Source organism: Robertmurraya siralis (genome assembly GCF_005502275.1).
Classification (GTDB): Bacteria; Bacillota; Bacilli; order Bacillales; family Cytobacillaceae; genus Robertmurraya; species Robertmurraya siralis.
This window is the reverse complement of record NZ_SWLZ01000006.1, coordinates 189,008-212,895: the sequence shown is the minus strand read 5'-3', so window position 1 is coordinate 212,895 and position 23,888 is coordinate 189,008. Positions and strand designations below refer to the sequence as shown.

The following is a 23,888-nucleotide window of genomic DNA, read 5'->3' as shown; positions in this document are numbered from 1 at the left end:
CCGTGTTTTTACGTGGAGCTCCACAATCGACTTTAAAATCCCCATAAATTTCTTGTTAAATACCATAGCTATACTTATTCGATGGCATCTTTCTCGAAAGCTGAAAATCGTTTAATTGAAATGCTGATAAAGATTTCCCATTTCAATGGCTCCAACAGCTGCTTCATAGCCTTTGTTACCCGCTTTTGTTCCGGCTCTTTCGATCGCTTGTTCAATTGAATCTGTAGTAAGGACACCAAAGATAATCGGTGTACCACTTTGCATTCCAGTAGCGGCAACACCTTTTGCGACTTCACTGCTGACATATTCGAAGTGAGGTGTTGCTCCTCTAATGACTGTTCCAAGGGTGATAATCGCATCAAAGATTCTTTGGTCAGCTAATTTTTTAGCAGCGAGAGGGATTTCAAAGGCTCCAGGTACCCACATTACGGTAATATCTTCATCCTTAACACCATGCCTTATTAATCCATCCTCGGCTCCAGCCAATAGTTTACTCGTAATAAATTCATTGAAACGAGATACAACGATTCCAATTTTCAATCCAGTACCGACTAAATTTCCTTCAAGTATTTTTGCCATGATCGATTCACTCCTATAAAAATTTAAAATATGTGTTCAAGTTAATCAATGGATAGTAAATGTCCAAGTTTTTCTTGCTTCGTTTTTAAGTAGCTTACATTTTCTTTTTTTGTTGGCATTTGCAGGGGAATTTGTTCCACTACTTCTAAACCTAAACCTGCAAGACCTGCGATCTTTCGTGGGTTATTTGTTAATAAACGCAGCTTTCGAACACCGAGATTTCGCAAGATTTGCGCACTGGTTCCATAATTTCTTAAATCAGCTTGGAAACCCAGTTTCTGATTAGCTTCGACGGTGTCATAACCTTGTTCTTGAAGTTTGTAAGCTCTTAATTTATTTATGAGTCCAATGCCTCTGCCTTCCTGTCTCATATAAAGTAGAATTCCGCGGCCTTCCTTCTCAATTTGTTCCAGAGCAGCATGTAGTTGCGGACCACAATCACAGCGATTTGACCCAAATACGTCACCTGTTAAACATTCTGAATGCACTCTTACAAGAATTGATTCATCTTCCCGAATATTCCCTTTTATCAGGGCGACATGTTCCTTGTTATCTGTTTTACTTGTAAAGCCAATTGCTTCAAATTCTCCAAATTTGGTAGGGAGATGTATTTCAACATGACGTTCGATTACTGAATCGTGTTCAAGTCGATACTTTATCAATTCTTTTATTGTAATTATTTTCAAGTCGAATTTATCCGCCAATAGCATTAGATCGTCAACTCGTGCCATTGTTCCGTCATTATTCATCACTTCACAAATGATGCCTGCTTGTTTAGAATTTGCTAATCTAGCTAAATCAATAGCTGCTTCTGTATGTCCAGCTCGACACAAAACTCCTCCCTCCTTGGCGATAAGGGGAAAAATATGACCTGGCCTTCTGAAATCATGTGGAAGGGAGTTGTCATCAATTAGTTTTTTCACTGTCAATGCTCGTTCATAGGCACTGATTCCTGTTGTTGTATTTATATGATCAACACTGACGGTAAAGGCGGTCTCATGATTATCAGTGTTATTTTCAACCATTGGCTGAAGTTTAAGCTTCTTCGCAGTGGATTCTGCAAGGGGAACACATATGAGTCCGCGTCCTTCCTTTGCCATGAAATTAATCATTTCCGGTGTTGCAAATTCTGCTAAACCAAGTAAATCTCCTTCATTTTCGCGATCTTCATCATCACAAACAATAATCATTTTTCCTTCCTTTAAATCTACTAATGCATCCTCGATTGAATGGAACATCAATTTATTCCTCCTTTCATGGCAAAGCTACATAAAACCATTTTCCTTTAGTAAATCAATGGAAACCCGCTTTATTTCTTTTGATTGAAAAAATGAAAATAAATATTTTCCAATCATATCGAATTCAATATTGACCTGATCACCGATTTTTTTAAGCCCAACTACACTTTCCTTAACTGTATGAGGGATAAGAGAAACTGTTAATCGATTATGCTCATTCCCAAATATCGTTAATGATGTACCGTCAAGAGCAACTGAACCTTTATATAAAACGAGATGGTTGAATTGATTTGGGAAAGTAAGCTCAATGTAAATGGCGTTTTCCTTTTGTTCTCTTTTCGAAATTTGTCCAACGGTATCTACATGTCCAGTCACAAAATGTCCTCCGAATCGTCCGTTTGCTGCAAGTGCACGTTCTAGATTCACTAAAGAGCCTCTTTGCAACATAGATAAAGAGGTGCTTTTAAATGTTTCAGGCATGACATCAACAAAAAAGGAAGTCTGGCTAAAATTTGTGACGGTTAAACAGACGCCATTTACGGAAATACTATCCCCGATGTTTAAGCCTTCAAGCACCCTTTTTCCTTGAATGGCAAGAATGAGAGTATTTCCTTTAGATTGAATGCTTTCAATCCTTCCCAATTCTTCTATGATTCCGGTAAACATAAGACAGGTTCCTCCTTTGTAAGAGGTTTTGCTGTGATTTTGATATCTGATCCAAGCTGATCGACGGCAGTGAACTGAAGCTGCATTCCATTCTCTACTAGCTCTGTACCAACACCACTAATAAAAGGAATCGCATTTCTGCCGCCAATGATTTTCGGAGCGATATAAGCTACAACTTGCTGAAAAGCATTTTTTGACAAAAAGGAGGCATGAACTTCTGAGCCGCCTTCTACTAAAACGGACATGATGTTTAATTCACCTAATGTAGTCAAAACTTCTTTAATGGAAACTTGAGCATTATTTTGTGTAAAAATAGTGATTCCTTGATCTTCGAGCTCTTTTTTTCGCTCGATATTAATTTGCTTTCCTGTAAAAATGAATGTCCTTGCTGAACGATCTTGTATAACCTGTGCTGACATGGGTATTTTTAGTTCAGAGTCTAAAACAATTCGAATGGGATTTTTTCCACCTTGGGGTCGTCTGGTGGTTAAAAGAGGGTTATCTTGTAGGATCGTGTTGATTCCTACTAAAATTCCATCGTGCTCATGGCGAAGCTGATGGACATCTTGACGTGATTCAGGAGAGGTTATCCATTTGCTATCTCCTGTTTTAGTTGCTGTTTTTCCATCAAATGAAATGCCTGCTTTAATCGTTACGAATGGAGTGTTCGTTTGGATAAAGTGAAAAAATTTCTCGTTAAGTTGTAGCGCTTTTTCCTCGCATAAACCGACTTCTACCTCAATTCCAGCCTGAATAAGCTTCTCAATTCCTTTGCCTGAAACAAGAGGATTTGGGTCTAGCGTTGCAATAAATACTTTTTTAATCCCTGTTTGAATGATCAGATCAGCACACGGTGCGGTTTTCCCATAGTGGCTACAAGGCTCAAGAGTAACATACATGACTGCTCCTTTTGCATCGTTGCCTGCAGAATGTATTGCATGAACCTCTGCATGAGGAGTACCAGCTTTTAGGTGTACACCGGTGCCTACTAATCTTCCATCCTTCACCAACACGGCACCGACACTAGGATTGGGACTTGTTTGACCCAAAGTAGCACGAGCTAAAGAAAGTGCTATGTTCATATATTCACAATCATTCATTTTAAAGTAAAGTTGCCCCTTTCTATAAAAAATTCTCCATTGAAACGAAAAGATCCCTTACTAAATGATAGTAAGGGAGAAAAATAGCAGCACAAATAAACGTCAAAACCAGCTTTTTTTTGAGCATTTAACATATTCCTTCTCCCATCCAGACTATTACTGTCGGCTTTGGAATTTCACCAAATCCACCGTTTCCATATATGTGAAAACGGGTCACGGACTAAGAGGTACCCCTCATCACCGCCGGTTGGGAATTGCACCCGACCCCGAAGGAAATCCTATTCAATTAAAGAAAGCATAGCAGAATAAAAACCAGACAACAAGTATTAACAATCGAGCGTCATTAATTTACTATTTTTTATTATTGAATGTTGTCCTTAGAAAAAACATAGCTTACCTTGCGATAGCCCATTTTCTCTTCATAAAAACGATGAGCATCCAATCGTTGTAAGCCGGAAGAAAGTGAAACAACATCATAACCATTGTCTTTTGCCCAATGATGTACAAGATTGAGGAGAGTTTCACCGTATCCTTTTGAGCGATGATTGGAATCGGTGACTAAATCACATACCCAGATGAATTTTCCGTTATAGAGAGTAATCATCGGCATGAACCCCGTGACAGCTACAATTGTTTCATCTTCAAGAAGCGCAAACATGCGATAGTTTTCCTTATCTTTTGCCTCACCAATAAGTTGAAGATAGGTCTCTAAATCTAAATGAGTTCTAAGCTGATTCATGACAGGAAAGGCATCCACCCAATCCTGCTCGGTACACAATTCTTTTACTGTAGTGGTGTTTGGCTGGTTCAATTTCATCACCTCCATGAGCCTAAACTTATTAAACCATAAATAGATCGTGGTTATACAATATAATTTTGCAAAAATGATGGAGAATCCCTCATTTATTTGTCCAAGCGAACATGATATGATATAATAAGTAAATTTTTTCATATTATAGTTTGATTTTTTAGGAGTTGTAGTATCGTGGTAAAAACAAAAAATAAATTGACAAAGCCTTTTCTAAAGTGGGCTGGAGGGAAACGGCAGTTGCTTCCATACATTAGAAATAAAATTCCTAAAAAGATAGGGACGTACTATGAACCATTTATTGGAGCTGGAGCAGTACTTTTTGATTTACAGCCTAAAAAAGCAATTATAAATGATGTCAATTCTGAGTTAGCTAATGTTTATCATGTAGTAAAGGATCATTTTGAAGAATTAATTACTGAATTAAAAATGCATGAAGAAAATAATAATAGTGAATATTTCTATGAAATACGTGATTTGGATCGAGTTCAAAGAAGATATGATAGTCTTTCCTCTATTGAAAAGGCTGCAAGAATGATATATTTGAACAAGACTTGTTTTAATGGTTTATTTAGAGTAAATAGCCAAGGACAGTTTAACGTTCCTTTTGGAAAGTATAAAAATCCGCAAATTGTGAATGAATTAGTACTTAAAGGTGTTCATAATTATTTAAGAGCAAATGAAGTATCAATATTAAATGTTGATTTTGAAGAGGCTGTTGAACCTGCCAAAAAAGGAGACTTTGTCTATTTTGACCCTCCCTATGACCCGATTTCCGATACTTCATCGTTCACAGGATATAGCTTAAATGGGTTTAGTCGAGATGATCAATTAAGATTAAGGGATTTATGTGTTAAATTAGATAAAAAGGGTTGCAAATTCCTGTTAAGTAATTCTGCGACTGAATATATAAAAGGGATTTACAATGAAAAAGGATTCCATGTTGAAATTGTTTCGGCCACTAGAAATATAAACTCAATTGCATCTAAACGTGGAAAAATAGATGAAGTAGTGGTGATGAACTATGAAGCAAATTCGAATAGATAAAGCTTGGAAAATTTTATTTGAGCGCCATAAGATTATACAAAATGTTCATAAGAAAGGTATTTTTGTGATCCAAGCAAAAGAAATCGAATCAGTAAAACCAGCAAGATTAATGGTGAACTTTGAGCACTCTAGTCATTTGCCAAAAGTGTTTAAAGAAAATAATCTATCGATTTTACCGATTTCCCGAACTAGCTATGCCATCGGAGTGTTTAATGTTTATAACCAACTGAATTACAATAGTAGATTGAAACCAATTCCAGTCGATTTTCCAAGTGAAATTATTACAACTATTCAACCAACTAATCTATATTCGAAAAGTGCTGCTCTCCATTGTGCTTATTTAACTGGTATGATGGAGAGAGTGCTTGGAGAAGAGGTTTACCCTACAATCTCAGGAAGAATGGTTACAGAGGAGTTCGAATTTGGTATCAGAACTAAAAAAGGATTTACTATTCTTCAAAACAAAAATTCTCTAATAAATATTGATGGATATGAGAGCCAAAATCAATTCATGATAATTGATGCTAAGAATGAGACCGTTGATGACTTTTTAATAAAACGACTGTATTATTCTTACCGTTTTTGGCAGAGAAAGACTCCCAAAAGTGTAATACCAGTATTTTTTACTTACTCCAATGATATTTTTAGTTTTTTTATTTATGAATTTGAGGATTCTAATTATTACAATTCTTTAAGACTTATCGAACAGAAGGATTTTGTTATAGCACAAGAAGGAATTGAACTTGATGATATTATTGAGATTTTCAATACAAGTCATATAGTAAGAGAACCAGAGATTCCATTTCCACAAGCTGATTCATTTACTAGGATAGTGGATCTTTTAGGTCAATTAGTTGAGAATAATTTGAGTAGAGACCAGATTACATTAAATTATGATTTTTCTCAACGACAGACGGGTTATTATACCAGTGCCGGGATGTATCTTGGTTTAATTGAGAAGTATAAAGGCGAGAATAAGCGAGTGATGTTTAGGTTGACCAAGGCCGGACGAGAAATCATGGGACTAAAAACAAGAGAAAAATTTTTGGAACTGTCAAAATGCATTTTAGCTCATGAACCTTTTAAGTTGGTATTAGCAGAATATTTCGATAAAGGAGCACCACCTGCGAAATCTTGTGTTGTAGAATTAATGAAAAATTATCCTTTATACAATGTTCATAAAGAAAGTACATATTTCAGAAGAGCATCGACCGTTATGGGCTGGGTGAACTGGATTTTACAATTGCCAGAAACCTATTAAAATGTATGCTTTTTGTAAGTGGTCATGGATGTAAATAGAGACATAATATTACTAAAATAATCCATCTTTATGCGATAATAAAGATGGATTATTTTTTTCATAGTTGAATGAATCTTTTATGAAATCTGTCAGTTTGGTAGACTTATATATTTAAATCGCCGGTAGAAACTTTTTTGTTTGTATTTTGGAAAGAATACTTTTTCCGCAATGTGAATCGACCTTCATTACTCACTGTTGTTACTTAATTAATGCATGAAAGGAATGAACTCTATTTGAATGTTCTAATCTCCAAGTTTAAGGAAGTTTTATATGCGGTTCTTCCGATCACAGTAATTGTGTTGATCCTGAACTTTACATTAACCCCTCTTGATAATGCACTATTAATTATTCGATTTACAATTGGTGTGATGTTGATTATTATCGGTTTATCAATCTTTTTATTTGGCGTCGATATTGGGATAACTCCAATTGGTCAGCTAATGGGGAAATCATTAACAAAGACAAACAAAGTATGGATTGTCATGATTGTCGGTTTGCTGCTCGGTTTTTTTATTTCAATTGCCGAGCCAGACTTACATATTTTAGCTGGGCAGGTCGATTTTGTTACTGCAGGCCTTATTACAAAAATGAGCATCGTCATTATTGTCTCTATAGGAATAGGTGTTCTTATTGCTACAGGGCTTGTCAGAATTGTTTATAATTTCCCCTTATATAAACTACTAACGATTTTATACATAATCATTCTTATTTTGTCATTTTTTACAACTCCCGAATTTTTAGCGATCTCCTTTGATGCTTCCGGCGCAACAACTGGTGCGCTTACAGTACCATTTATTTTAGCTCTTGCCCTAGGGGTATCTGTTATGAAAAAGGATAGCAAAGCGTCTGAACAAGATAGTTTTGGCCTTGTAGCTATTGCATCAACAGGGGCAATCATTTCCGTTATGATTATGAATATTATATCGAAGTCGGATAAAATTACAGGCAGTTTGGAAGAACATGGTGAGCAATCCTTTTCAATACTAGGGCCATTTTCACATGAATTTCCGATCATAGCACAAGAGATTATTATTGCTTTGCTTCCGATTCTGATTATTTTTCTTTTATTCCAGAAATTTTCTTTTAAAATGTCGAGAAAAGAGGTAAGGAAAATTGTCACCGGATTAGTATTCACTTTTATTGGTCTTGTTTTCTTTTTAGTTGGTGTGAATGCTGGTTTTATGGATGTAGGGAGAGCGATTGGGCAGTCTATTGCCTCTTTGGATAGTAAAGCATATCTTATTATTGTCGCATTTGTATTAGGATTCGTTACAATCTTGGCCGAGCCAGCAGTCCATGTATTAACGCATCAAATAGAAGATGTAACAAGTGGATATGTAAGGAGAAAAGTGGTACTGTTTTCACTTTGTATTGGCGTAGGAGCTGCTGTAGCTTTATCAATGTTAAGGATCCTTATTCCTGAGCTTCAGCTTTGGCATTATCTTCTCCCAGGATATATTTTAGCGATCGGAATGACCTATTTTGTTCCAAAGTTATTTGTAGGAATTGCTTTTGATTCTGGCGGAGTGGCATCAGGACCAATGACCGCAACTTTCATATTGGCATTTGTCCAAGGTGCAGCAGAGGCGATGGAAGGAGCCAATGTTCTTGTCGATGGATTTGGGATGATAGCTATGGTTGCGTTAACGCCTTTAATTACTTTACAAATTGTTGGAGTTATTTTTAAATTAAAATCAGTGAAGAGAGGTGTGGTGAAAAATGTCCAGTAATTCTGAAATGAACATCTTTGAACAGGTTTGTATCATTGTCGACTTTGGCAAGGGAAGCAAGATTTTGCAAACAGCAAAGAAGCATGGGATTTCAGGAGGAACTGTTTTATTGGGCAAAGGGACAATCAAGAACCGCCTCTTGGAAATGTTAGCGATAAACGATATAAGAAAAGAGATTGTGATTCTGGTAGCTGATAAAATAACAGTAAATCAAGCTATTGAACAACTGGCCCATAAATTCAAATTGACAAAGACGAATCAAGGCATTGCATTTACAACCTCTGTTGGTCGCGTTATTGGTGCAAGAAGCTGCAAGAGTGCTCAATTAAATGAAGGTAGAGGTGCAGAAGAAAGTATGTATCATGCTATTACCGTTATAGTGGAAAAAGGAAATGCAGGAGATGTTATTGACGCCGCAACCGAAGCAGGTTCTAAAGGAGGCACCATTATTAATGCTAGAGGTTCTGGTATTCATGAAACGAGTAAATTATTTTCAATGGATATTGAACCTGAAAAAGAGATGGTATTAATTTTGTCAAAAAAGGAAAGTACAGATGCAATCGTTTCTTCCATTCAAAATAAACTTAAAATTGATGAACCAGGAAATGGTGTTATCTTTATTCAGGATGTAAATAAAACTTATGGATTATATGAATAATGATATAAAGGCGACTACTCGATTAGATGTGGTCGCCTTTTAATAGTGATTGGTTATCTTAAATTTTTTTGCTATTTGCTAAAAAGTCGCGATCAATTGCCTCAGGTAGTTTTTCAAGCCAGCCGTGCTTCACCATAATGTTATAGCAGATAGTTCCAGCCTGCATGGCGTGGTTAAAAACTTTTTTATAATTTAAGATAATATCTGTTCTAAGGCTAGCGCCTAATGAAGCACCGTAGTAGGAGAGTGCGGTATTTACGAGAAATGCGGCATGGAACATCATTAATTTATCAGAAAATGGGCTTTCAGTGGAGCTAGTAATTTCAGCATCCCATTTTTCAGGAATTGGGAGATGATCCTGCTCTAATATCGTATTAAAGCTCTCAGTGTCTTTGTTTGCCAGCTTTACATTTTTTAACATAAAATCGCGAACGTCCTCTGTTTTTGCCACTTGACTGAAGGCCAGACTTAAAGTTCGCACAAATCCGGTTTTTTTTGAATTAAAGAAAAGATTGCTTATTTCCGTAATATTGAGCGGTCTTTTATCGCCAATTAAATTTGATAAAAAACCGGTGGAACTGGTAAATTCAGTTCCGTTAGGAGAAGGGACAATCGGAACTGGGGAATATTTTGGGTATGTTTCAGCTAATTTTATGATCTTTTGAAAGAGATCTTTAGATGACTCTAGACATTCGAAATAATAATTTTGAATATCCGTTCGTTGCGAATTGGTTATAGCTAAACTGTAAGCAGTTAAGCCGTGAATAGTCATAATATATGAATAAAATAAGAGAAATTGATCTGAGAATAAGCGTGGAGCTTTTAAATTGACATCATTTTCAGTAAATCCAATGGGAATTTGGAAGTCGGCATTTTTTAAAAATTCTTCAATATTTATTATATGTTTTTCAGCCAAACGCAAAGACCATTTTATTATCGATTTAATCTCATTATCTTCAACAATTCTCAAAAAGTATTTATACATACAAATCGCCATACTATCTCCCACATACTGCAACCAAAGTGCTGATATTTCCGCAGTGGTTAATTGTTGCTTTTTTTTAGAAGCTCCCAAAATACTTACCTCCAATTGATGTTTAATTTAATCAGTATGAAGTTATTTTATGGGAATAGCGATGAACTATACGGATAAATTGTGGATCATTGTTAGAGAAAAATGGAGACTGAGGAAGAGTTAGAAAACGAGAATATGTTAGGCAAGATATCATCGTTCTAACGCTAATCATTTCTTGCGCACACTTGCAATGTTAAATAAGCCACATTCAAATGATTCAAAAGGGGTGGGGAGTGTAAATTTAAATAATGCGAATACTGCGCCCCAAACGTTGCTCTGTTTTTCATGTGAATTCGGGTACTAGGGCGCAAAACCTCGGAGCTAATTAGATGGTCAACATAAGAGGAATCGATAACTTTATTCTTTTATATGTGAGTTAATGCCATCAAAGATGACTTCAAGTGAAGCAATGATCGTTGTTTCAAGTTTATCACGTTGATCATTGTGGTAAAAGTGTTTATTTAGGACATGAAAGTAAATGCTGACGATTAAGTCTGCCACCAAAGCAGTGTTTAAGTCACTATTTGCCTTTTTACCTTCTTTTAAAATATTTTCATAAATATTTGCTAAGTCACGGCGATTTTTAGATTCTAACTCGTAAACCTTTTCTCCACCTTCAGAGATCCCCTTTAAGGCGGCTTTGGCACTGAAGGCAGATTCCTTAACACCACGTATATCTTCCATAAGAACAGCAATAATTTTTTCCTTTGTGTTCAGTGAAACGGGGAGTTGTTCGGCAAATTCTCGTAATACCTTTATTTGATTTTGACCAAATTTTGCAACAATATCTTCCTTTGATGAAAAATAATTGAAAATAGTTCCTTTGGATACACCAGCTAATTCACAAATTTCTTGCAGTGTTGTATTTGCTACGCCTTTTTCTTGAAAAAGTGTCATTCCTGCTTCATAGATTCTTTCTTCCATTTGTTTCTTCTTATTAGCAGCTCTACCAAGTTTCATGTTATCACCACATTTTTCTAATAAGATACATAGTTTAATGATAAGTCTTTTATAAACATCTTTCTTTAACTATATACTTTTTTGAAAATATTTCTAGTGGTACGTATTTATTAATCAAGCCTATCGAGTAGTTCTTTGGGTTTTACCTTGCTCATTTCTCCACATTTCAATATGGGTGAAAATGGAGAAGAGGAGAAAAAAATTCATGATCCATACATTCAAAAAAGGTCGCATACCTCCGAACTCGATAGAATGATAGCCTTTAAAAACCAACACAATATATGCTTCAAGAAATACAAGAACAAATCCACCAGCAAAGGAAAATGCAGTTTTGATCATGATTTTCGCGCTCCTCTTATCAATAATTGTACAGAGTATAAATTGTATACACAATTTATACTCTGTACATATCATATAATCAATTTGTGAAAAGATCAATACGTTTTCCATCTTTCACATATCTGTCATAATGGAGAAGTCGATATTCAAAGATAGGGAGAGGGTTAAAAAATGGCTTTTATTTTATTTCTATTGGCAGGTTTAGCAGAAATTGGTGGAGGTTATTTAATATGGTTATGGCTGCGAGAAGGCAAATCTTTTTATTTGGGCATTTTAGGTGGACTGGCACTTGCTTTATACGGAGTAATAGCTACTTTTCAGAATTTCCCTACTTTTGGTAGGGTATATGCGGCATATGGCGGTGTTTTTATTATTCTTTCGATTCTTTGGGGATGGGGAATTGATCGGAAAACACCAGACTTATACGATTGGCTGGGAGGAGCGATTTGTATCGTAGGTGTGATGGTGATATTATTTGCCCCGAGGCAATAAAAAATAAGGATGCTGTCCTTCTATGAGGGACAGACGTTGGAGAAGGGTATCCAAGAGGTTGTCCTTTTTTGTACAACGGATTCTTAACAGCATCCTGAAAAAATGTTCAAAACTTGCCAGAGAACTATATGTTTTGAGGCATTTTGTCGGTATTTCAAGCAAAGGATGGAAAGCTTAATGTAATAGAAGTTCCAATCTGTTCCTCACTATTTACTTTAATATTGCCACCCATTTCTTCAACAATTCGAAAGACTACCATCAACCCGAGTCCAGTTCCTTTCTGCTCTTTTAAAGAAAAATATGGTTCTCCCAAGCGAGCTAGATGGGCGGGACTCATCCCTTGACCAGTATCGTTGATATGGATGAATGTTTCATTGTATTTGGTAGCGGTGACAATCGTAAGTGTCCCTCCAGTGGGCATAGCCTCAATTGAATTTTTACATATATTCAGTAAAGCCTGACGAAATTTATGAGGCTCACCTTTGATTTTATCAGTATGGAAAAAAACAATTTTCATATCAACTGAATGTTTCAATGCAAGCGGGGAAATCAGGTCTCTGCATTGCAAAATTTCCTTATCAATTTCAAGCGCGTGAAGCTTTTCTGGATGAGGATTGGCAAAAGTAAGGTAGTCATCAATGATGACCGCCGTCCGAGATGCTTCATCTAAAGCAAGTGAGGCATTGATTTTGCATTTATCTGGAACGTCCCTCTGTTCTAAAATTAATTGAAGAAAGCCTATTATTGATGTTAACGGGTTGCGAACTTCATGACTTATACTGGCAGCTAGATGGCTGACCATTTCCATTTTTCCGTTTTTGATTGTTTTTTGCTGTAATGTACATGTTGTTCGCAGTAGTTCAGTAAGATAGGTGACAAAAAAGGTTGCAGCAGTGAGTACAAGGGAATAAATGAAAAATGTCTCAATGGTATGAAAACCATAGTAGAATGATGGAATTAATAATGCCAAAATGGAATATAGAAATGCGGGAAACGTAGTGAAAAATAATCTCCATTTTATTGGTTTTTCTTCGAACCGAGAAGAGAGGCAGAAGAAAATAAGACTAAAGCATATGACAAGCAAGGCTGTTAGCCAAATTCCATCCCCACCAATTGGAATGCGAGCTGTAATAAGGAGTGCTCCTAGCCAGAGTGTTACCTTTTTACCGCCATAAAGGCTTCCTAATAGGAAAGGAATAAATCTTAGGTCATAAACAAAGTTTTCTTCAATCGCAATTGCTAATAGCAGGCTTAGAATAATTAATATGGAAGAAAAAAATGCAAGAACCGACTTTTGGAAACGGGGTGAAATCCTTTTTTGTTGATTTACTACCACCATATTATAAAATAAAACTAGAACTAGAATGACGAGAAGATTTATGAACAAGCCTTTAAGCAAAGTCATGTATCGAATCCTCCGTTAGACCTGTGTCAATGCTACTAATTCTTATTTTAAAATATTGTCACAATATTTTCAATAATCATAGAAATAAGCAAAAAACCTATCATTTTTCGACATTTCTTCTGTAAATTCTATTGACGACAAAAAAAAACAATGATATATTGTTCTATGTTATTATTTTTGAAATAAAATTAAGTAAGCTGTACGATGCGAGTGTAGTTTAATGGTAAAACCACAGCCACGAGCAAAGCATCAATGGATGGGTGACGAGTTGCCTCGACGACAGTGCTACAAAGAAACAGCGAGAAGAGTTGGAGGCATGTAAGGTCCGAACAGGGGAAGAAAGAATTTAGTATAATTACAATAAAAATACGGGTGTAGTTTAATGGTAAAACCACAGCCACGAGCAAAGCATCAATGAATGGGCGACGAGTTGCCTCGACGACAGTGCTACAAAGAAACAGCGAGAAGAGTTGGAGGCATGTAAGGCCAGAGCCGGGGAAACGAAAAAAATAAAATTATAAATAAAAATGCGGGTGTAGTTTAATGGTAAAACCACAGCCACGAGCAAAGCATCAATGAATGAACGACGAGTTGCCTCGACGACAGTGCTACGAAGAAACAGCGAGAAGAGTTGGAGGCATGTAAGGCCAGAGCCGGGGAAACGAAAAAAAAATAAGAGTATAAAAAAAATGCGGGTGTAGTTTAATGGTAAAACCACAGCCACGAGCAAAGCATCAATGAATGGGCGACGAGTTGCCTCGACGACAGTGCTACGAAGAAACAGCGAGAAGAGTTGGAGGCATGTAAGGCCAGAGCCGGGGAAACGAAAAAAATAAGATTATAAATAAAAATGCGGGTGTAGTTTAATGGTAAAACCACAGCCTTCCAAGCTGTTGTCGTGGGTTCGATTCCCATCACCCGCTCCAATACATATGTAACGCAGTATTTCGTTTCAATAAGAACGAAGTATTGCGTTTTTATTATGCTTTAGGAATATCAAGTGCAGATGAGCATCATTTGGCTGCTGTTCTTCTCGCAGTGAATAGTAATTTGCATATTGCGTATTTGGAACGTTCATTCTGTTATCGAAAGCTATGTAAATTAGTGTTCGTGAACATGGATTTGTCGAAAAGACGGCTCCTTTGCTTTAAAACAACTCGGATCTTTCCTGCCTAATGATTAAGCTCTATTTCTGTTGATGATTTTGTTTAAATTAAATTTGTTATTTTATTTATTAAAAAGGGTGAAACTTTTTGTCAAAGCATTCGTCTAATTAAATGAGAACATTCTCTTTGGGAGAATCAACCATCAGCTTTGCCCCTTTATTATAAAAATGGAGCCAACAGCAAGTGCTGTTGGCTCCGACCTATTTTAGGCGAAAAACCAGCTTACACTCTGCTTACTATTTCTAAACTTCCGGTCCCGCCATGGATTTGCAGAAACATTTTTTGAAGAGATTTCGCAAGCTCCTTTGCATCAGCGACTTGCATAGAAGGGCATAAATAGATGATTTGTAGCGCATCTGTTGTCTTTTCCGATACGGAAGTTCTGATTGAATCAACATATGGGCTGCCAAAGGGACCTTTCTCGTCCGCAGTCACGATCATATCTTTTAAATGATTTAATCTACCATTAAGACCTTCATATTCTTCCCCTTCTTTCCCAATACGCATTGTTACACTATCACGTACTGATTTGAGATCATAGATTCCTAAAGGAATTTTATATTGCAAGGAAAAGAAGTTATTTAAATCGATTGCACTATTAACAGACTGAAGATAATGCTGTTTTTTTATTCTGCGATAAAGTGCCTCGGCTGAATGGCGATAGCGATTCGGATCTTTTCCAGTCTTTTTAAAAATCGTACGCCACTCATTAATCTCTGATATGTCTGCAACATTTTTCTCTTCTAAATCAAAAAAAATCGCTTCCTGAAATAGCTGCAATCTTCCTTTCAACATTTGCGGAGAGGGACCTACTTCAATATTATGATAATGGATGACCGCAATTTTAAAATCAGGGATAAGTGTGTATAACTGGGGGGATAGATTAATTTCCATGCATTCCACCTCCAAAAACTAATGAAAATAGTTTATCATAGTGGATATAGTTTTTCACAATAAAGAGTTACTTAATATATGGAGCATCTAACGAAGGGAGGGAGTTGAAATGAACTACGATCAATTGAAAAAAGAAATTATTGCCTATAGTAAAACGATTGGAATTGATAAAATCGGTTTTACCACTGCTTCCACCTTTGATGAGTTGAAAAATCGCTTGCTTCGACAGCAAGAATTAGGTTATCAATCTGGATTTGAAGAACCGGATATTGAAAAAAGGGTCAATCCAGCATTATTGATGAATCAGCCACGTTCGATTATTTCCATTGCATTAGCCTATCCTGCAAAAATGGGTGAACAAGTGGTAAGCAAGAAAGGGGAAAGACGTGGTCTTTTTTGTCGCGCGTCTTGGGGACTCGATTACCATGTAATTTTGCGAGAAAGATTGCAGAAGTTGGAGGACTTTATAAAGGAAAAAATGCCTGACGCAAATTGTAAAGCGATGGTTGATACTGGTGAATTAGTTGATCGTGCCGTTGCAGAAAGAGCTGGGATCGGCTGGAGTGGAAAAAATTGTTCGATTATTACACCTGAATTTGGTTCCTATGTTTATTTAGGTGAAATGATTACAAACCTTCCTTTTGCTCCTGATAAACCGATGGAGGATCGCTGTGGAGATTGTAATAAATGTATTGAGGCATGCCCCACTGGTGCGTTAGTGCAGGGAGGTCAAATTAATGCTCAACGCTGCATTGCCTTTTTGACTCAGACAAAGGAATTTATTCCAGATGAGTTTAGAGAAAAAATTGGCAATCGCTTATATGGTTGCGACTCTTGTCAAACAGCTTGTCCAGAAAATAAAGGGAAGAACTATCATTTTCATGAGGAAATGAAGGCAGATCCGGAAGTGGTAAAACCACTGTTAAAACCACTCTTATACCTTAGCAATCGGAGTTTTAAAGAGAATTTTGGAAGGCTATCCGGTTCATGGCGAGGTAAAAAGCCAATTCAACGCAATGCGATTATCGCCCTTGCCCATTTTAAAGATGAGACAGCGGTAAAGGATTTAGTCTCTGTGTTAAAAGAAGATGCGAGGCCGGTTATGAGAGGAACAGCTGCTTGGGCTCTTGGAAAAATTGGTGGCGACAAGGCCGAACAGGAATTACTTGAAGCAATGGCAAAAGAAACGGATTCAGCAGTATTATTGGAAATTGAAAAAGGATTACGAATAATGATAAATAATAAAAAAACAAAAGCTGATCCCTAAAGTACTTTTAAGTCCTTCTAGGGACCAGCTTTTCTAATTAGTTTGTTCGAATTAAAAGTAGGTTCTCTTAGAAATGTGACAAAAAATAGAATTGACTTTTGAATGTGATGAGAACCTCCTGATAAAATGAAACGTTTGGTGATTAAAATCACTGTTAATTCAAATGATTTTCGGTAATATAACCATGATTTATATTCTCTTAAACTTAATAATGGGGGCCATCCTTAAAATTTGGGATTTAATCATACATTTTCATTCAGTTGGAAGGGAGGGGATAACCATCGATATTATAAAAATGCATGATAAAAGTTTGAAAGGATGTAAAAAAGTAATCGCATATTTAATATCGAGTTTGGTATGCGTCCTTAGAAAAGCGCTTTTTGCTAGTGAAGTGCGAAACTGACATAAGGAAAAGGTTGCCGGTCTGGCACCTACATTCGGAAGTAAATTTTTCAAAGGTGTTTTGAAGAATATTCAGTATACTAATACTATGAATAATATTGGTGGGACCCCTACTGAAATTGAACCGAATAATGATTATATATGTCACGTAATTAATAACAAAAATGGCAAGCAAATGATAGTTAAGTTAATAAGATTTAAATTAATTCATTTGAAAACGTTTGCGTTCAAGGCTTCTTATACACAGAACCGTCTGCAATAACATACTAACTACATGAGCAGTCCTTTTGAAAATGTTAAATGTGGATCGATCTTTATTGATGACTTGGGAATTAGTTCAGTATAAATATTTTAACTTTTAATGATGGAAAATAAAGATATAGGTTTTGTTGTACTAAGCTGTTTGTTGAAGTTAATACAGCTTCAACATTATGTGAACGAAATAAGCAGTTTAGGAGGATCAACAAAATGACGGTTGTTTCAAGAAGACAATTTCTCAAGCTTTCTGGTGCAATGGCAGCCACATTAGCCATTATTGAGCTAGGATTTGATGAAAAAAAAATATATGCTGATTCAAAAAATATTAAAATATTTGGGGTAAAACCAACTCCTACGATATGCCCTTACTGTGCTGTAGGATGTGGGATTCTAGTTTACTCGAAGGACAATGATGTTATTTTTACAGAAGGAGATCCAGATCATCCAATTAATGAAGGAACTTTATGTAGCAAAGGTACAACATTACGTCAAGTGTTCACATCTGATCGGCGGATTGAAAAACCAATGTATCGGGCTCCTGGCAGTAATAAATGGGAGGAAAAAGATTGGAATTGGATGTTAAATAAGATTGCTGAGAAAATTAAGGATACTCGTGATCGTACTTTTATAGAATCAGAGGGTGGGGCTATTGTCAATAAGGTCGAGTCCATTGCTTGTATGGGTGGAGCAGCCTTAGATAATGAGGAAGACTATCTTCTTTCAAAACTTATGCGGGGTGGATTAGGGTTAACTTTTATTGAACATCAGGCAAGAATTTGTCACAGTTCCACAGTTCCTGGATTATCTCCATCATTTGGTCGTGGAGCAATGACAAATCACTGGATTGATTTGCAACATACAGATTGCGCATTGATTATGGGGGGAAATCCAGCTGAAAATCATCCAATTAGTTTTAGATGGTTACTTAAAGCTAAGGAAAGGGGCGCAAAAATAATTTCAGTAGACCCACGTTATACGCGTACGTCTGCACAGGCGGACCTTTATTCACCTATGAGATCTGGAAGCGACATCGCATTTTTAGGTGGGATGATTAATTTTATCCTTGAAAATCAGCTTTTTCATGAAGAATATTTGAAAACCTATACAAATGCTACTTTTATTGTGGGGGATGAATTTGATTTTAATGATGGTATTTTTAGCGGATACGATGAAGAAAATCGAAAATATGACAAAACAAAGTGGCAGTTTAAAAAAGATGAGAATGGTGAAATCATCAAGGATCCAACTTTGAAAAATCCTCGGTGTGTTTTTCAATTGCTGAAAAAACATTATTCTCGTTATGATGTTGATACAGTTGTATCGATTACGGGTGCTAGTAAAGAAAGATTTATCGAGATTTGTGAAATGTATGGTGCGACAGGTAAACCTGAAAAAAGTGGAACAATTTTATATGCCATGGGTACAACGCAACACACAGTGGGTGTTCAAAATGTGCGTTCCTTTGCGATTCTTCAATTAATTCTAGGAAATATTGGGGTTCCAGGAGGTGGCGTCAATGCTATGCGTGGAGAGTCGAATGTGCAAGGATCCACTGATTTTGGTTTATTATTTGACTCTATTAATGGCTATTTGGAAGTTCCGACAACAGATGACGCCACGCTTTCCGCTTATTTAAAGCGCATAACACCAAAATCTGGATACAAGGTAAATAATCCCAAATTTGTCGTTAGTTTATTGAAAGCATATTACGGAGAAGAAGCGACAAAGGAAAATGACTTTGGATTTCATTTTTTGCCAAAAATTACGGCAGAAAGAAATTATTCGCACCTCAGACTTTTTGAAGCGATGGGAAGAGGAGAATTAGAGGGGCTGTTTCTTTTTGGGCAAAACCCAGTTGTAGGTGGTCCAAACTCTGGTAAAGAAAAAGAGGCACTTGGAAAACTAAAATGGATGGTTGCTGTAGATTTATGGGAAACAGAGACTTCCTCATTTTGGCAGAATGAGGCTGGAAGTGACCCTTCTTCGATCGACACTGAAGTGTTTTTTTTGCCAGCCTGTTCTTCGTTTGAAAAAGAAGGTTCGATTACAAACAGTGGACGTTGGATGCAATATCGTTGGAGGGCAATTAAACCAAAAGGGAAGTCAAAAGCAGATCTAGAGATCATTCACTTGCTGGCTCGACGATTGAAAAAATTATATAAAGGAAATTTTACTCCAGTAGCGCAGTCTATATCTGCTTTATCGTGGAACTATGGAGAAGGAGACCACCCGGAAATTGACTTAGTATGTAGAGAAATCAATGGTTATGATATGAAGACGAATCAATTAGTATCTGGATTTGCAGGATTAGCAGATGATGGTTCAACATGTAGTGGCAATTGGATTTATTGTGGTTACTACCCAGAAAAAGGAAAAAACTTAGCGAAACGTCGTGATAATAAGGATACGGGGATGGGCAATTACTTGAATTGGTCCTATGCTTGGCCTATGAATAGAAGGAATCTTTATAATAGAGCTTCTTGTGATTCGAGTGGTAAGCCATGGTCTCAAGAAAAAGTAAGCATATATTGGGACTCTGTGAAATCAGAATGGGTAGGGAATGATATTCCGGATTTTGGAAAAACGACATCTCCAGATGATCAAAATGGTACCAACGCTTTTATTATGCTTGCTGATGGTGTGGCAGGAATTTTTTCTACATCAACAAATGATGGACCTTTTTCGGAGCATTATGAACCATTTGAATCTCCGGTATTGAATGGACTCTCAAGTATTCAACTTAACCCTGTTGTCCAGTTTGGTGATCAAGATTTTAATCCAAAAGGTGACTCGAATAAATTTCCAATTATCGCCACGACGTTTAGAGTGAGTGAACATTGGCAATCAGGAGCAATGACCAGAAATCAACCATGGCTTTCAGAGCTAATGCCGCATATGTATGTTGAAATAAGTGAGGAATTGGCAAAGGAAAAAGGCATTAAGAATCGTGAAAAAGTTCTCGTTTCATCTGCAAGAGGTGAAATTGAAGCATACGCGATGATTACGAAGCGTTTTAAACCATATAAATTAAGAGGTAAAAATGTTCACCATGTCGGTATGCCGTGGCATTTTGGTTACAAAGGAATTGCTAAAGGTGCTACAGCTAATCGTCTAACGCCTCATGTAGGGGATGCGAATTCTACTATACCTGAATATAAAGTCTTCCTATGCGATGTAAGGAGGGTGCAATGATGGCCGATTATATTAAATTTGTAGATGTAACGAAATGTGACGGTTGTCGTGCATGTATGGTTGCTTGTAAAAACTGGAATGATCTTCCTACCGTAACGGAAGAATATTCCGGCTCCATTCAATCACATGCGAAGGTAAATGCTCATACATGGAATGTGATTACTTATAATGAGCATGAAACGGCAAATGGTGGTTTTGAGTGGTTATTTAGACATCAATCATGCTTACATTGCGTCGAAGCTGCTTGTGAAAAAGCATGTCCAGAGGATGCGATTAGTCATACAGAATTTGGTTCTGTCGTCATTGATCATGATAAATGTGTTGGCTGTGGATACTGTGTGCAAAACTGTACGTTTGACGTGGTTGAGTTGGCTACCTATAAGGACAAACATGGGAAAGAATATCGCAGAGCGCAAAAATGCACTCTTTGTACAGATCGCCTTGAGCAAGGGCTGGAGCCAGCGTGTGTAACAGCTTGTCATACAGATTGCCTTATCTATGATGAAAAGGAAAAAGTGTTATCCGAGGCTGAACAGCGTTTAGCAAAAATTAAGGAACGCTTCCCGAACGCGAATATTTATAATCCGCAAGGAATCAAGGGGACAACGACAGTCTACTTGCTTGCAGATAAGCCGTCAGTATACGGACTTCCGGAAAATCCGAAGGTGCCACTATCACAAATCGTATGGAAGGACTATGCTCAACCGCTAGGAAAAGCAATGTTCGGCGTCACAACGATGGCAGTGGTCGGCTCAGTCATTGCCCATGCGATGAACAGAGAGAAAGGGGAGCATAAAGGAGGCCAGGATCATGAGTAATCATGGGAATCAAAAAATGGTTAAACGATTCAATTTAGGTTTTATTATTGCTCACTGGGTAAATGCTGGTGCGTTCTTTGTTCTCTATATCTCTGCACTGCCGATGTATACAGACTTTTTCAATTGGCTCTATCCAATACTTGGTGGTCCAGAAGGGGCACGTTTAATTCATAGAATTGCAGCAGTAGCTTTTATGCTGCCACTTCCAATTTTATTACTTTTTGATCGCCATGGCTTAAGAACATGGAGCAAAAATATTTTCACTTGGAAGAAACACGATTTTCAGTTTTTCCCCCAGTTTGGAAAAGAGTTCTTCGGAATGAAGTCGAATACTCCAAAACAGGATTTCTTTAATGCAGGAGAAAAGCTTAATTCTTGGCTCATGATCATTACGACGATTATGTTGATTTGTTCGGGTCTTGTCATGTGGTTCCCGCAATATTTCGCAAAGGGAATCATCATGTGGGCCTACCCTATTCATAATATTGGACTGGGTCTTGCTGCGGCGGTAGCGATCGGCCATATTTATATGTCCGTGGCACTAGCAAAACCATCTTTGCGTGGCATCTTCAAGGGTGATGTAACGGAAGATTATGCAGAACATCATCATGGCCGTTGGTTTGATGAGTTAAAAAAAGAAGAAGAAACAACAAGGAAACAAGCCTGAATAATTTTTAAATGAACTTGTAATAGCTTTGTAGAAGTAATGCTCTTTTATACGGGGCATTACTTTTTTATACCTATTCTTGTATTTATGGGAGGTGAACTTAAATACAAAGATGTTAGTTTTATGTTAGAAGTTGAATTATTGAATACTAAAGTAGAAAAGCGAATTTTATGTCGTTAAATATCAGAATTTTTCGATTTTTAAACATTGATTTTGCAAGATTAGTAGTGTTACGATCTTATTGTAAGCGTTGACATTAATAGATTTGATATTTTACAGCCAGTGTTACATAAAATATTAAATTTTAGAGGAGGAATTTTATGAGTCAACTTGCAGTAGGGGTAAAAGAAAAAGTAGAGAAGTTTTTGCAAGGAAAAAAGAAGCTTTATATCAATGGTGAATTTGTTGAGAGCAAGTCGCAAAAGACTTTTGATTCCTACAATCCAGCTACGGGAGAAGTACTAGCTTGTGTCTTTGAAGCAGAAGCTGAAGATATTGATCTTGCGGTGAAAGCTGCGCGGCGCGCATTTGATGAGGGACCATGGTCTAATATGAGTGCTGCCGAACGTAGCCGACTTATGTATAAGCTTGCTGATTTAATGGAAGAGAACAGTGAAGAGCTTGCCCAATTAGAAACTTTGGATAATGGTAAGCCTATCCGTGAAACGACAAATGCAGATATTCCACTGGCTATCGAGCATATGCGTTATTATGCTGGATGGTCGACAAAAATTGTCGGGCAGACAATCCCTGTTAACGGACCGTATTTCAATTATACACGTCACGAAGCAGTTGGTGTAGTAGGACAAATTATTCCATGGAACTTTCCGCTTCTTATGGCAATGTGGAAGCTTGGAGCGGCCCTGGCAACTGGCTGTACAGTTGTGCTTAAACCAGCTGAGCAAACTCCGCTATCAGCTCTTTACTTAGCAGAGCTAATTGATAAAGCTGGCTTTCCGGCAGGAGTTATCAATATTGTTCCAGGTTTTGGAGAAACGGCAGGACAACCGCTGGTAGATCATCCTTTAGTCGATAAAATTGCTTTCACAGGCTCAACCGAGGTTGGAAAGTTAATTATGTCGCATGCATCGAAAACATTAAAGCGTGTTACTTTGGAATTAGGTGGAAAATCACCGAATATTATTTTGCCTGATGCCGATTTAACAAAAGCAATTCCTGGTGCACTTAATGGAGTCATGTTTAATCAAGGTCAAGTATGCTGCGCCGGCTCCAGAGTTTTTATTCAGAAGAAGGACTTCGATAATGTTGTAGCTGATATGGCCTCACATGCTGAGAAGATAAAGCAAGGTGCAGGTATTCATGCAGATACAGAAATCGGGCCGCTTGTTTCAAGTGAACAGCAAAATCGAGTATTAAATTATATAGAAAAAGGGCTTAATGAAGGGGCTCAGCTTGTTACTGGTGGGAATAAACCACAGGAACAGGGCTATTTTGTTTCTCCAACGATTTTTGCCGATGTACGAGATGAGATGACTATTGCCAAGGAAGAAATCTTTGGGCCAGTTATTTCAGCTATGCCATATGACGATTTAGATGAATTAATAAATCGTGCCAACAATAGTGAATATGGATTAGCGGCTGGTGTTTGGACACGAGATGTAGCAAAAGCCCACTATATTTCTAATAAATTGCGTGCTGGAACTGTTTGGGTTAATTGCTATAACGCATTTGATGCAGCTTCCCCATTTGGTGGTTATAAGCAATCGGGGATAGGTCGTGAAATGGGATCCTACGCCCTTAACAATTACACAGAAGTGAAAAGTGTATGGGTTGCTATGCAATAAAATAAGATTAAGGAAATTTTGG

At 37.1% G+C, this 23,888-nt stretch carries 20 protein-coding genes, 1 tRNA gene and 1 riboswitch; of the genes, 11 read left to right on the top strand and 10 right to left on the bottom strand.

Translation table 11 applies throughout. The features are described 5' to 3' along the window. Window positions 1-111: 111 nt before the first annotated feature. From ribH to FCJ93_RS10620, 5 genes are all read right to left on the bottom strand, one after another. Complete coding sequence (gene ribH / locus FCJ93_RS10640) at window positions 112-579, bottom strand: 6,7-dimethyl-8-ribityllumazine synthase (RefSeq protein ID WP_095309460.1); 468 nt, start codon at window positions 577-579, stop codon at window positions 112-114. 41 nt (window positions 580-620) lie between these two features. Next, the gene (locus tag FCJ93_RS10635) at window positions 621-1,817 is read right to left on the bottom strand and encodes a bifunctional 3,4-dihydroxy-2-butanone-4-phosphate synthase/GTP cyclohydrolase II (protein WP_137743656.1); all 1,197 of its coding nucleotides are present in this window, start codon (window positions 1,815-1,817) and stop codon (window positions 621-623) included. 27 nt (window positions 1,818-1,844) lie between these two features. Next, complete coding sequence (gene ribE, locus FCJ93_RS10630; protein WP_137743655.1) at window positions 1,845-2,483, bottom strand: riboflavin synthase; 639 nt, start codon at window positions 2,481-2,483, stop codon at window positions 1,845-1,847. Continuing rightward, window positions 2,465-3,583, bottom strand: a complete 1,119-nt coding sequence (ribD, locus tag FCJ93_RS10625) for a bifunctional diaminohydroxyphosphoribosylaminopyrimidine deaminase/5-amino-6-(5-phosphoribosylamino)uracil reductase RibD (RefSeq protein WP_137743654.1) — start codon at window positions 3,581-3,583, stop codon at window positions 2,465-2,467. Before ribD ends, ribE begins: the two co-directional genes overlap by 19 nt. A gap of 132 nt (window positions 3,584-3,715) precedes the next feature. Beyond that, window positions 3,716-3,861: riboswitch (FMN riboswitch) on the bottom strand. An 83-nt stretch (window positions 3,862-3,944) separates the two neighbouring features. Beyond that, a complete protein-coding gene (locus FCJ93_RS10620; protein ID WP_235879449.1) occupies window positions 3,945-4,322 on the bottom strand; it encodes a GNAT family N-acetyltransferase in 378 nt (125 codons plus the stop codon). A gap of 246 nt (window positions 4,323-4,568) precedes the next feature. Between FCJ93_RS10620 and FCJ93_RS10615 the strand changes: the two genes are divergently transcribed. The 4 genes from FCJ93_RS10615 to FCJ93_RS10600 all read left to right on the top strand — a co-directional run bounded on the left by FCJ93_RS10615 (window position 4,569) and on the right by FCJ93_RS10600 (window position 9,126). Beyond that, entirely contained in the window at window positions 4,569-5,438 is an 870-nt protein-coding gene (locus FCJ93_RS10615; RefSeq protein WP_137743653.1) for a DNA adenine methylase, read from the top strand. Next, window positions 5,416-6,699 (top strand): type II restriction enzyme, encoded by a 1,284-nt coding sequence (locus FCJ93_RS10610; protein ID WP_137743652.1) that lies wholly within the window; start codon window positions 5,416-5,418, stop codon window positions 6,697-6,699. The genes FCJ93_RS10615 and FCJ93_RS10610 overlap by 23 nt, the downstream gene beginning before the upstream one ends. Before the next feature lie 272 nt (window positions 6,700-6,971). Next, window positions 6,972-8,468 carry a DUF1538 domain-containing protein gene (locus tag FCJ93_RS10605; RefSeq protein ID WP_095309473.1) on the top strand — a complete coding sequence of 499 codons (1,497 nt, stop codon included), beginning with the start codon at window positions 6,972-6,974 and terminating at the stop codon, window positions 8,466-8,468. Next, window positions 8,458-9,126 (top strand): P-II family nitrogen regulator, encoded by a 669-nt coding sequence (locus FCJ93_RS10600; RefSeq protein ID WP_095309475.1) that lies wholly within the window; start codon window positions 8,458-8,460, stop codon window positions 9,124-9,126. The genes FCJ93_RS10605 and FCJ93_RS10600 overlap by 11 nt, the downstream gene beginning before the upstream one ends. 58 nt (window positions 9,127-9,184) lie before the next feature. Here FCJ93_RS10600 and FCJ93_RS10595 read toward each other — a convergent pair whose 3' ends face one another. The 3 genes from FCJ93_RS10595 to FCJ93_RS10585 all read right to left on the bottom strand — a co-directional run bounded on the left by FCJ93_RS10595 (window position 9,185) and on the right by FCJ93_RS10585 (window position 11,500). Further along, window positions 9,185-10,216, bottom strand: a complete 1,032-nt coding sequence (locus FCJ93_RS10595; RefSeq protein ID WP_235879445.1) for a DUF3231 family protein — start codon at window positions 10,214-10,216, stop codon at window positions 9,185-9,187. Window positions 10,217-10,558: 342 nt separating this feature from the next. Further along, window positions 10,559-11,161 (bottom strand): TetR/AcrR family transcriptional regulator, encoded by a 603-nt coding sequence (locus tag FCJ93_RS10590; RefSeq protein WP_095309477.1) that lies wholly within the window; start codon window positions 11,159-11,161, stop codon window positions 10,559-10,561. A 120-nt stretch (window positions 11,162-11,281) separates the two neighbouring features. Continuing rightward, a complete protein-coding gene (locus tag FCJ93_RS10585; RefSeq protein ID WP_095309479.1) occupies window positions 11,282-11,500 on the bottom strand; it encodes a hypothetical protein in 219 nt (72 codons plus the stop codon). A gap of 171 nt (window positions 11,501-11,671) precedes the next feature. Between FCJ93_RS10585 and FCJ93_RS10580 the strand changes: the two genes are divergently transcribed. Beyond that, window positions 11,672-11,992, top strand: coding sequence for a YnfA family protein (locus FCJ93_RS10580; protein WP_095309481.1), 321 nt, complete (start codon window positions 11,672-11,674; stop codon window positions 11,990-11,992). A gap of 154 nt (window positions 11,993-12,146) precedes the next feature. Here FCJ93_RS10580 and FCJ93_RS10575 read toward each other — a convergent pair whose 3' ends face one another. Then, a complete protein-coding gene (locus FCJ93_RS10575; protein WP_137743651.1) occupies window positions 12,147-13,397 on the bottom strand; it encodes a sensor histidine kinase in 1,251 nt (416 codons plus the stop codon). 852 nt (window positions 13,398-14,249) lie between these two features. Between FCJ93_RS10575 and FCJ93_RS10570 the strand changes: the two genes are divergently transcribed. After that, window positions 14,250-14,323, top strand: a tRNA-Gly gene (locus FCJ93_RS10570). A 462-nt stretch (window positions 14,324-14,785) separates the two neighbouring features. On the opposite strand, the gene FCJ93_RS10565 is transcribed toward FCJ93_RS10570, so the two are convergent. Then, window positions 14,786-15,457 (bottom strand): B3/B4 domain-containing protein, encoded by a 672-nt coding sequence (locus FCJ93_RS10565; protein ID WP_137743650.1) that lies wholly within the window; start codon window positions 15,455-15,457, stop codon window positions 14,786-14,788. A gap of 109 nt (window positions 15,458-15,566) precedes the next feature. On the opposite strand from FCJ93_RS10565, the gene queG reads away from it, so the two are divergent. From queG to FCJ93_RS10540, 5 genes are all read left to right on the top strand, one after another. Further along, entirely contained in the window at window positions 15,567-16,724 is a 1,158-nt protein-coding gene (gene queG, locus FCJ93_RS10560; RefSeq protein ID WP_137743649.1) for a tRNA epoxyqueuosine(34) reductase QueG, read from the top strand. An 870-nt stretch (window positions 16,725-17,594) separates the two neighbouring features. After that, a complete protein-coding gene (fdnG, locus tag FCJ93_RS10555; RefSeq protein ID WP_095309491.1) occupies window positions 17,595-20,576 on the top strand; it encodes a formate dehydrogenase-N subunit alpha in 2,982 nt (993 codons plus the stop codon). Then, on the top strand, window positions 20,576-21,394 hold the full coding sequence (locus tag FCJ93_RS10550) for a 4Fe-4S dicluster domain-containing protein (RefSeq protein WP_137743648.1): 819 nt from the start codon (window positions 20,576-20,578) through the stop codon (window positions 21,392-21,394). Before fdnG ends, FCJ93_RS10550 begins: the two co-directional genes overlap by 1 nt. Next, window positions 21,387-22,061 carry a formate dehydrogenase subunit gamma gene (locus FCJ93_RS10545; protein ID WP_137743647.1) on the top strand — a complete coding sequence of 225 codons (675 nt, stop codon included), beginning with the start codon at window positions 21,387-21,389 and terminating at the stop codon, window positions 22,059-22,061. Before FCJ93_RS10550 ends, FCJ93_RS10545 begins: the two co-directional genes overlap by 8 nt. A 320-nt stretch (window positions 22,062-22,381) precedes the next feature. Then, complete coding sequence (locus FCJ93_RS10540) at window positions 22,382-23,866, top strand: aldehyde dehydrogenase family protein (protein WP_095314761.1); 1,485 nt, start codon at window positions 22,382-22,384, stop codon at window positions 23,864-23,866. Window positions 23,867-23,888: the final 22 nt, after the last annotated feature.